General features: G+C 59.8%; 11 protein-coding genes. 7 read left to right on the top strand and 4 right to left on the bottom strand.

Annotated elements, in window-relative coordinates; all coding sequences use genetic code 11:
• Nucleotides 1–103 precede the first annotated feature (103 nt).
• Genes moaC through moaE form a run of 3 tightly spaced genes read left to right on the top strand, consistent with a single transcriptional unit; the run spans nt 104 to nt 1,268 of the window.
• Nucleotides 104–577, top strand: a complete 474-nt coding sequence (moaC, locus tag B348_RS0114160; protein ID WP_017736740.1) for a cyclic pyranopterin monophosphate synthase MoaC — start codon at nt 104–106, stop codon at nt 575–577.
• Nucleotides 574–816, top strand: coding sequence for a molybdopterin converting factor subunit 1 (gene moaD, locus B348_RS0114155; protein WP_017736739.1), 243 nt, complete (start codon nt 574–576; stop codon nt 814–816). Before moaC ends, moaD begins: the two co-directional genes overlap by 4 nt.
• Nucleotides 817–818: 2 nt before the next feature.
• Nucleotides 819–1,268, top strand: a complete 450-nt coding sequence (gene moaE / locus B348_RS0114150) for a molybdopterin synthase catalytic subunit MoaE (protein ID WP_017736738.1) — start codon at nt 819–821, stop codon at nt 1,266–1,268.
• A gap of 160 nt (nt 1,269–1,428) precedes the next feature.
• On the opposite strand, the gene rhlB is transcribed toward moaE, so the two are convergent.
• Together rhlB and B348_RS0114140 are read right to left on the bottom strand one after the other, a co-directional pair.
• Complete coding sequence (rhlB, locus tag B348_RS0114145) at nt 1,429–2,877, bottom strand: ATP-dependent RNA helicase RhlB (RefSeq protein WP_017736737.1); 1,449 nt, start codon at nt 2,875–2,877, stop codon at nt 1,429–1,431.
• Nucleotides 2,878–2,979: 102 nt separating this feature from the next.
• On the bottom strand, nt 2,980–3,636 hold the full coding sequence (locus tag B348_RS0114140; protein ID WP_017736736.1) for an alpha/beta hydrolase: 657 nt from the start codon (nt 3,634–3,636) through the stop codon (nt 2,980–2,982).
• A 345-nt stretch (nt 3,637–3,981) separates the two neighbouring features.
• Between B348_RS0114140 and B348_RS0114135 the strand changes: the two genes are divergently transcribed.
• From B348_RS0114135 to B348_RS0114120, 4 genes are all read left to right on the top strand, one after another.
• The gene (locus B348_RS0114135; RefSeq protein ID WP_017736735.1) at nt 3,982–5,013 is read left to right on the top strand and encodes an amino acid ABC transporter substrate-binding protein; all 1,032 of its coding nucleotides are present in this window, start codon (nt 3,982–3,984) and stop codon (nt 5,011–5,013) included.
• Nucleotides 5,014–5,085: 72 nt separating this feature from the next.
• Nucleotides 5,086–6,267: an amino acid ABC transporter permease gene (locus B348_RS0114130; protein WP_017736734.1), complete on the top strand. Its 1,182-nt coding sequence runs from the start codon at nt 5,086–5,088 to the stop codon at nt 6,265–6,267.
• A 10-nt stretch (nt 6,268–6,277) separates the two neighbouring features.
• A complete protein-coding gene (locus B348_RS0114125; RefSeq protein ID WP_026136786.1) occupies nt 6,278–7,375 on the top strand; it encodes an amino acid ABC transporter permease in 1,098 nt (365 codons plus the stop codon).
• A gap of 11 nt (nt 7,376–7,386) precedes the next feature.
• Nucleotides 7,387–8,151, top strand: coding sequence for an amino acid ABC transporter ATP-binding protein (locus B348_RS0114120; RefSeq protein ID WP_003171943.1), 765 nt, complete (start codon nt 7,387–7,389; stop codon nt 8,149–8,151).
• A gap of 53 nt (nt 8,152–8,204) precedes the next feature.
• Here B348_RS0114120 and B348_RS0114115 read toward each other — a convergent pair whose 3' ends face one another.
• Complete coding sequence (locus B348_RS0114115) at nt 8,205–8,693, bottom strand: type II toxin-antitoxin system MqsA family antitoxin (RefSeq protein ID WP_017736732.1); 489 nt, start codon at nt 8,691–8,693, stop codon at nt 8,205–8,207.
• Nucleotides 8,690–9,001, bottom strand: coding sequence for a type II toxin-antitoxin system MqsR family toxin (locus tag B348_RS0114110; protein ID WP_017736731.1), 312 nt, complete (start codon nt 8,999–9,001; stop codon nt 8,690–8,692). Before B348_RS0114110 ends, B348_RS0114115 begins: the two co-directional genes overlap by 4 nt.
• Nucleotides 9,002–9,166: the final 165 nt, after the last annotated feature.

The raw sequence follows: 9,166 nt of genomic DNA, 5'->3' as shown, positions 1-9,166 counted from the left end.
GCATCGCAGGCAAGCCAGCTCCCACACAAGCCAGCTCCCACAAAGGCATGCGCAAATCTGACCGTCGGGTTTACAATCGCTGCTCCTGATCAGGAGTATCCCTGTGCTGACTCATCTCGATTCCCAAGGTCGCGCCCATATGGTCGACGTCACCGACAAGTCCGTGACGTTCCGTGAAGCGGTGGCCGAAGCCCGGGTGCGCATGTTGCCCGAGACCCTGCAAATGATTGTCGACGGCGCCCACCCCAAGGGCGACGTGTTTGCCGTGGCCCGCATCGCCGGGATCCAGGCGGCGAAAAAAACCAGTGATCTGATCCCGCTGTGCCACCCGCTGATGTTGACGGGCGTCAAGGTCGAACTGAGCGCCGATGGCGCAGACTCGGTGCACATCCTGGCGCGCTGCAAACTCTCCGGCCAGACCGGCGTGGAGATGGAAGCGCTCACCGCCGCCAGCGTCGCGGCATTGACCATCTACGACATGTGCAAGGCCGTGGACCGCGGCATGACCATCGAAAGCATCCGCCTGCTGGAAAAGCTGGGCGGCAAGAGCGGGCACTTCAAGGCGGACCAGGCATGAGCATCAACGTATTGTTTTTTGCGCGTTACGCGGAAGCGGTGGGCTTTGACTCGCTGGAGATGGAAGGTGATTTCGCCACCGTCGATGCGGTACGCCTCGCGCTGGCCAGTGACCCGGAGTTTGCGGTGCTCAACGAGACCAGCCTGATGTGCGCGCGCAACGAAGAGTTGTGCAGCCTCGATGAACCGGTGCAGGCGGGTGACGAAGTGGCGTTCTTTCCACCCGTGACTGGGGGCTGATCATGGCCATTCGTGTTCAGGTCCAGGCGTTTGATCCCGGTGCTGAAGTCAACGCGATGCACGCGGCCAATGTAGGCGTGGGCGCGGTAGTAAGTTTTGTCGGCTACGTGCGCGACTTCAACGATGGCCTGGACGTGGCGGGGATGTTCCTGGAGCACTATCCGGGCATGACCGAAAAAGCCCTGGCCAAGATCGCCGTGGAAGCTGAGCAGCGCTGGCCATTGCTCAAGCTGGAAGTGCTGCATCGCATCGGCGCGCTGGAACCGGGTGAGCCGATAGTGTTTGTCGGAGCCGCCAGTGCCCATCGCCAGGCGGCGTTTGACGCCTGTGCCTTTGTGATGGACTACTTGAAGACGCGGGCGCCGTTCTGGAAGAAAGAGCACACCAGTGAAGGCCCGCGTTGGGTGGAAGGGCGTAGCAGCGACCATGCCGCCGCTGACCGCTGGAAGTAACAGGCTAAACACAGAACCCAATGTGGGAGCTGGCTTTTGTGGGAGCTGGCTTGCCTGCGATGGCATCACCTCGGTTCAACTGACAAACCGAGGCGCCTGCATCGCGGGCAAGCCCGGCTCCCACAAAAGCCAGCTCCCACATTTTTAGCGCATTTCAGCGTTAAGGGCGTTTGCGTTCTACCGGGCGCAACAGGTGCGTCGGCGGCGTCTCACAACTGATCTTGCGCCCCAGCAACGTCTCGATCGACGGCAACTGATACGAATCATCTTCCCCGGCAAAACTGATCGACACACCCGCCGCGCCCGCACGGCCAGTACGGCCAATACGGTGCACGTAGTCATCCGGCACTTCCGGCAGGGTGAAGTTGATCACATGGCTGATGCCATCAATGTGAATGCCACGGCCCGCCACGTCAGTGGCCACCAACACGCGGATCTTGCCTTCGCGGAAACCTTCCAACGTCTTGATGCGCTTGTGCTGCGGCACATCACCCGACAACTGCGCTGCGTTCACACCATCCCGCACCAGGCGCTCTTCAATGCGGCGCACTTCGTCCTTGCGGTTGGCGAACACCATCACGCGCTCCCAGCCATTGTCGTTGACCAGGTTGTAGAGCAGTTTGTACTTGTCGGCACCGGCCACGGCGTAGATGTGTTGCTCGACGTTTTCGCTGGCGACGTTTTCCGCTTCGATCTCGACGATGGACGGGTCGGTGGTCCACTGCTTGGCGAGGTTCATCACGTCTTCAGTGAAGGTCGCGGAGAACAGTAGGGTCTGACGCTCGGATTTCGGTGGAGTCTGGCGAATGATCTGGCGTACTTGCGGGATGAAACCCATGTCGAGCATGCGGTCGGCTTCGTCCAGCACCATCACTTCGACCATGTCCAGGTGCACGTCGCCGCGCTGGTTGAAGTCCAGCAGGCGGCCCGGCGTGGCGACCAGGATGTCGCAGTGGCGGGCTTCGAGGTGCTTGAGCTGCTTGTCGAAATCCATGCCGCCAACGAAGGTCATGACGTTGAGGCCGGTGTACTTGGTCAGGTCGGCGGCGTCCTTGGCGATCTGCACCACCAGCTCGCGGGTCGGGGCGATGATCAGTGCGCGCGGCTCACCCATGTAGCGCTCTTTCGGCGGCGGCGTTTGCAGCAGCTGGGTGATGATCGAGATCAGGAACGCGGCGGTCTTGCCGGTGCCGGTCTGGGCGCGGCCGATGGCGTCTTTGCCGGCCAGGGTGAAACCCAGCACCTGCGCCTGGATCGGCGTGCAGTACGGGAAACCCAGGTCCTGGATGGCGTGCATCAGTTCCGGGGCGAGTTTGAAATCGTGGAAGCGGGTCTTGCCTTCCTGGGGCTCGACGACGAAGTCTTCGAGTTTCCATGGAATCACCGGCGGTTTTGGCGCGCGTTCACGGCGCGGTTTCGGGGCCGGTGCAGCGTCTTTTGCCGGTTCAGGCGCGGTCACCGTAGGCGTCGTCGGCTGGGCGACAGGCGCAGTCCGAGCAGGCTGTTGGCCGTCATTGCGGCTGCCGGCAGGCGGGACAGGAGCACTGGGAACAGGCGCGAGCGGCTCGGCCTCGCTTTTGCCGAACATCTTCTTGAGTGCTTCGAGCACGGTGATCTCATTAATTGGTTAAGGAATGTACGCCGGCCAGTGTAATGCAAGAAACGGGCGCGGCGTAGTGCGTCTGTCATACGGCTACATAAACCCAGGGTTTCAGCCCAGGCGAGTGCTTAACCAGGTGCCGATGTCGCGGATTTCCTCGGGTAACACTTCGTGGCCCATTGGGTATTCCTGCCATGTCACGGTGACACCACGGCTCTTCAAGTGCTCATAGGCGCTGCGGCCCATGGCGTTTTGCACCACGTCATCGTACTGGCCGTGCAGGCACAGGGTCGGAATTCGCTGCTGGCTGGCGGATAACTCCAGCTCATCGCTGAAGGTCGGTGCATAGGTGGAGAGTGCAATCACCCCACCCAAGGCTCCCTGCCATTTGGTAAATGCCGTGTGGAAAACCACCGCGCCACCCTGGGAAAAACCGGCGAGAAAAATCCGCGAAGCGTCTATCCCGCTGCTTTTTTGTTCCTTGATCAAGTCGGTAACCATTTTGGCCGATTCTTCCAACTCTTCCAGGCTGATGGAACGGGCCGGGCTCATGGCCTTGATGTCGTACCAACTGGGCATCTCGTAGCCACCATTGATCGTCACCGGACGGGTCGGCGCCTGGGGCAAAACGAAACGGGTACTCAGCAGGCTTTCTTGCAGCGCTTCGGCCACCGGCAGGAAGTCGTAGCGATCGGCACCCAGGCCATGCAACCAGATTACGCAGGCGTCTGCGGGCTTGGCGGGCTGAAGAATCAAGGGGTCGGTCATGTCTGCTCCATATATGTGCGCGCGCTCCGATTGGGTGCGTCGGAACGGTGCGCGACAGGGTGATCTGTTAAGAGAATGTCGCAAGGTTGAATCTTTTTCTATTGACCGTGGGCTGAAACGACTCAGCGCTCAGTCTGGTACGGCGCTTGCTATGGAGAAACCGATGTCAGGTCTCTCTCCTGGCGGTAACACTATCAGTGACAGCCGCCTCTGGGATAGCAACTGGACTTACAGCGACAGCCTCTAGCCGTTTGACCCTAAAAAAAGCCAACACGGGTCGATGTCGCCTCATAAGGGTGCGGTGGGGTTCGAGCTCCGACACAACAAGAGCAACTGGAGGTTTGAATGAAGGTATTGAAATCCACCCTGGCCATCGTGACTGCGGCGGCTGTATTGGGTGTCAGCGGTTTCGCCCAAGCCGGCGCCACCCTGGATGCCGTGCAGAAGAAAGGCTTTGTGCAATGTGGCGTGAGTGACGGCCTGCCGGGTTTCTCGGTGCCGGATGCCAGCGGCAAGATCCTCGGGATCGACGCTGACGTGTGCCGTGCTGTTGCCGCTGCCGTGTTCGGCGACGCGACCAAGGTCAAGTTCAGCCAGTTGAACGCCAAGGAGCGTTTCACCGCGCTTCAGTCCGGCGAAGTCGACATCCTGTCCCGCAACACCACCATGACCAGCTCCCGCGATGCCGGCATGGGGCTGAAATTCCCAGGCTTCATTACCTACTACGACGGTATCGGTTTCCTGGTCAACAACAAGCTGGGCGTGAAAAGTGCCAAGGAACTGGACGGTGCAACCATCTGCATCCAGGCCGGTACTACCACCGAGCTGAACGTTTCCGACTACTTCCGTGGCAACAACCTGAAATACACCCCGATCACCTTCGACACCTCCGATGAAAGCGCCAAGTCGCTGGAATCCGGGCGTTGCGACGTGCTGACCTCCGACAAGTCCCAACTCTTCGCCCAGCGCAGCAAGCTGGCGTCGCCGAAGGACTACGTGGTCCTGCCGGAAACTATTTCCAAAGAACCGCTGGGCCCGGTCGTGCGTAACGGCGACGACGAGTGGCTGGCCATCGTGCGCTGGGTTGGCTACGCCATGCTCAACGCGGAAGAAGCCGGTATCACTTCGAAAAACGTAGAAGCTGAAGCCAAGTCCACCAAGAACCCGGACGTTGCACGTCTGCTCGGTGCCGACGGCGAATACGGCAAAGACCTGAAAGTGAAGAAAGACTGGGTGGTACAGATCGTCAAGCAAGTCGGTAACTACGGCGAAGTGTTCGAGCGCAACCTCGGCAAGAGCACCCCGCTGGAAATCGACCGTGGCCTGAACGCGCTGTGGAACGCCGGCGGCATTCAATACGCACCACCTGTGCGCTGATCGCTGATGGTTCTATCACCCGGTGGGCCAACCGCCGGGTGATGTTCTGTTCCATTATTTCCGGGGCACTTCATGCAAAATCAAATCGGCGCACCAAAGCAGAAGCTCAGCTTCAGCGATCCCAAAGTGCGTGCGTGGCTCTTCCAGATCATCACGATTGTGGCGGTGGTCTCGCTGGGCTGGTACCTCTTCAACAATACCCAGACCAACCTTCAACACCGGGGCATTACCTCGGGTTTCGACTTTCTTGAACGCAGTGCCGGCTTTGGCATCGCGCAGCATTTGATCGACTACACCGAATCGGACAGCTATGCCCGGGTCTTTGTCATCGGTCTGCTCAACACCTTGCTGGTCACGGTGATCGGCGTGATCCTGGCGACGTTGCTCGGTTTCATCATCGGCGTGGCACGGCTGTCACCGAACTGGATGATCAACAAGCTGGCGACGGTGTATGTGGAAGTGTTCCGCAACATTCCGCCGCTGCTGCAAATCCTGTTCTGGTATTTCGCGGTGTTCCTGACCATGCCGGGGCCGCGCAACAGCCACAACTTCGGCGATACCTTCTTTGTCAGCAGCCGTGGCTTGAACATGCCGGCAGCGCTTGCCGCCGATGGGTTCTGGCCGTTTGTGGCCAGCGTGGTGGTCGCGATTGTCGCGATCGTGCTGATGGCGCGGTGGGCCAACAAGCGTTTTGAAGCGACCGGCGTGCCGTTCCACAAATTCTGGGCGGGCCTGGCGCTGTTCATCGTGATCCCGGCGTTGTGCGCCTTGATCTTCGGTGCACCGCTGCATTGGGAAATGCCCAAGTTGCAGGGCTTCAACTTTGTTGGCGGCTGGGTACTGATCCCCGAACTGCTGGCACTGACCCTGGCACTGACCGTCTACACGGCCGCGTTTATCGCCGAGATCGTGCGGTCGGGCATCAAGTCCGTCAGCCACGGCCAGACCGAAGCCGCGCGCTCCCTGGGCCTGCGCCCCGGGCCGACGCTGCGCAAGGTCATCATCCCGCAGGCCCTGCGGGTGATCATTCCGCCGCTGACCAGCCAATACCTGAACCTGGCGAAAAACTCGTCGCTGGCCGCCGGTATCGGCTACCCGGAAATGGTTTCGCTGTTTGCCGGCACGGTGCTCAACCAGACCGGCCAGGCGATTGAAGTCATTGCCATCACCATGAGCGTGTACCTGGCGATCAGCATCAGCATCTCGCTGCTGATGAACTGGTACAACAAGCGCATTGCGCTGATCGAGCGGTGAGGACACACCCATGAGTACGCATACTTTCAAACCTGATATGCCGCCGCCGAGCAAAGTCTTCGGCCCGGTGGCATGGATGCGCGCCAACCTGTTTTCCAGTTGGCTCAACACCTTGCTGACGTTGCTGGCGTTCTACCTGGTCTACCTGGTGGTGCCACCGATCCTGCATTGGGCCATTCTGGATGCCAACTGGGTCGGCACCACGCGCGCCGATTGCACCAAGGAGGGCGCCTGCTGGGTGTTTATCCAGCAGCGCTTCGGGCAGTTCATGTACGGCTACTACCCGGGCGATCTGCGCTGGCGCGTGGACCTGACCGTGTGGCTGGCCATCGTCGGCGTGGCGCCGTTGTTCATCTCGCGCTTCCCGCGCAAGGCGATCTACGGCCTGGGCTTCCTGGTGCTGTACCCGATCATCGCGTTCTTCCTGCTGCACGGCGGGATCTTCGGCCTGAGCAACGTGGCGACCAGCCAATGGGGCGGCCTGATGCTGACCCTGGTGATCGCCACCGTCGGTATCGCCGGCGCCTTGCCGTTGGGCATCGTGCTGGCGCTGGGGCGGCGGTCGAACATGCCGGCGATTCGTGTGGTCTGCGTGACCTTCATCGAATTCTGGCGCGGCGTGCCGTTGATCACCGTGCTGTTCATGTCCTCGGTGATGCTGCCGTTGTTCCTGCCCGAAGGCATGGGCATCGACAAGCTGCTGCGGGCGTTGATCGGCGTGATCCTGTTCCAGTCGGCCTACGTGGCCGAAGTGGTGCGCGGTGGCTTGCAGGCGATTCCAAAAGGTCAGTACGAAGCGGCCGCAGCGATGGGCCTGGGTTACTGGCGCAGCATGGGCCTGGTGATCTTGCCGCAAGCCCTGAAGCTGGTGATCCCCGGCATCGTCAACACGTTTATCGCGTTGTTCAAGGACACCAGCCTGGTGATCATCATCGGCCTGTTCGACCTGCTCAACAGCGTCAAGCAAGCTGCCGCCGACCCCAAATGGCTGGGCATGGCCACCGAAGGCTACGTGTTCGCCGCCCTGGTGTTCTGGATTTTCTGTTTTGGTATGTCGCGCTATTCCATTCATTTGGAACACAAGCTCGACACAGGCCACAAGCGTTAGGAGTTGTTGTTATGAGCGAAGCGATCAAACAGCCTGTGAGCCCTGAAGGCATTATCCAGATGCAGGGCGTCAACAAGTGGTACGGCCAGTTCCACGTGTTGAAAGACATCAACCTCAACGTCAAGCAGGGCGAGCGTATCGTGCTGTGCGGCCCGTCGGGTTCGGGCAAGTCCACCACCATCCGCTGCCTCAACCGCCTGGAAGAACACCAGCAGGGCCGCATCGTGGTGGATGGCGTGGAACTGACCAACGACCTCAAGCAGATCGAAGCGATCCGCCGCGAAGTCGGCATGGTGTTCCAGCACTTCAACCTGTTCCCGCACCTGACCATCCTGCAGAACTGCACGCTGGCGCCGATGTGGGTACGCAAGATGCCCAAGCGCAAGGCCGAGGAAATCGCCATGCACTACCTGGAGCGCGTGCGTATCCCGGAGCAGGCGCACAAGTTTCCGGGGCAGTTGTCCGGCGGCCAGCAACAGCGCGTGGCAATTGCCCGTGCGCTGTGCATGAAGCCGAAAATCATGCTGTTCGATGAGCCGACCTCGGCACTCGACCCGGAGATGGTGAAAGAGGTTCTCGACACCATGATCGGCCTGGCCGAAGACGGCATGACCATGTTGTGCGTGACCCACGAGATGGGCTTTGCGCGCACCGTGGCCAACCGCGTGATCTTCATGGACAAGGGCGAGATCGTCGAACAGGCGGCGCCGAACGACTTCTTCGACAACCCGCAGAATGACCGGACCAAGTTGTTCTTGAGCCAGATCCTGCATTGATCGATGTGTGAATAAATAAACCCGGCCTGGCGCCGGGTTTATTGTTTGGAGGATCAGGACGCTTTGAGGGCTTCTTGCGTTTCGTTGTTGAGGGTGTAAGTGAAGGCGTTGCGCAGGTCTGCGCCATCGGCCAGTTCTTTGGCCTCGGCGAGCAGGTCGGGGTGACGATCCAGCAGGCGCATCAACACCATCAACGGTTTGGGCGGTGTTATTTCGCCGCGTTCGTAGCGTGAGAAGGCGTTGTGCCCGCCACCGGACAGTAACTCCACGGTTTCTTTTTGCGTGAGGTGCAGCTTGCGGCGGATACGCTTGAGTTCGGCGCCCATCTTCCGCCGTGCGGCGTGGAGCAGCTCATCACTGGCCTTGGCGTGGCGTTCGCAGCTATCGGGGTCGTACATGCCGTCCTCGCACACCGGGCACTCCCAGCCCGAAAGACCTTCAATGCACTGCTCCATGCCTTTGATGCGCAGGGTTTCACTGCGGCCTTCAAAACGCACCATCGCGTCGGGGGCACCGCAGATGAAGCAATGTTGGGTATTCATAGGTTCATCCCTTTGAAGGAGATCACCGGTGGGTTACTGCCGGAGCAATACGTCACCTTGATGTAAAACTCCAGACCATGTGAATGGATGTGGTAGACGTCCTGCCAGACACGATGATCGGCATAGGTGGTCATCGACTTGTACAACATCCTGTTTTTCAGCGCGTAAATGATCGATTGCATCTCGCTGATATCGAGGTCGAGCGCTTCTGCGGTTCTCTTTGCCGCACGTGTGAATGCCTTGGCGCCAAGCCGTCTCACATCCGCCTTTATCACCGCCAAATCGTAATGAGGTGTGTACTTTTCCATAAGACACCTGAGTCCAATAATTACCCTCAGAGGGTAATTTTACCAATCGAAAATTCAGTTCCTTTTGTTGCCTAAAAAACCTAGTGCGTTGCTCTTGTAGGCACGTCCGAATAGGCTGTGGGACTTTTCAACCAGTGATCAGGGCAAGCGCCCATCACGCTGCCG

This window comes from Pseudomonas sp. CBZ-4 (genome assembly GCF_000346755.1).
Lineage (GTDB): Bacteria > Pseudomonadota > Gammaproteobacteria > Pseudomonadales > Pseudomonadaceae > Aquipseudomonas.
This window is presented reverse-complemented; position numbering and strand designations above follow the sequence as displayed.

What these genes read in the sequence shown, in the direction of transcription:
- moaD (WP_017736739.1), top strand. Translation starts at nt 574, where the DNA reads ATGAGCATCAACGTATTGTTTTTTGCGCGTTACGCGGAAGCGGTGGGC.
- moaE (WP_017736738.1), top strand. Translation starts at nt 819, where the DNA reads ATGGCCATTCGTGTTCAGGTCCAGGCGTTTGATCCCGGTGCTGAAGTC.
- B348_RS0114140 (WP_017736736.1), bottom strand. Translation starts at nt 3,636, where the DNA reads ATGACCGACCCCTTGATTCTTCAGCCCGCCAAGCCCGCAGACGCCTGC.
- B348_RS0114135 (WP_017736735.1), top strand. Translation starts at nt 3,982, where the DNA reads ATGAAGGTATTGAAATCCACCCTGGCCATCGTGACTGCGGCGGCTGTA.
- B348_RS0114130 (WP_017736734.1), top strand. Translation starts at nt 5,086, where the DNA reads ATGCAAAATCAAATCGGCGCACCAAAGCAGAAGCTCAGCTTCAGCGAT.
- B348_RS0114125 (WP_026136786.1), top strand. Translation starts at nt 6,278, where the DNA reads ATGAGTACGCATACTTTCAAACCTGATATGCCGCCGCCGAGCAAAGTC.
- B348_RS0114120 (WP_003171943.1), top strand. Translation starts at nt 7,387, where the DNA reads ATGAGCGAAGCGATCAAACAGCCTGTGAGCCCTGAAGGCATTATCCAG.
- B348_RS0114115 (WP_017736732.1), bottom strand. Translation starts at nt 8,693, where the DNA reads ATGAATACCCAACATTGCTTCATCTGCGGTGCCCCCGACGCGATGGTG.
- B348_RS0114110 (WP_017736731.1), bottom strand. Translation starts at nt 9,001, where the DNA reads ATGGAAAAGTACACACCTCATTACGATTTGGCGGTGATAAAGGCGGAT.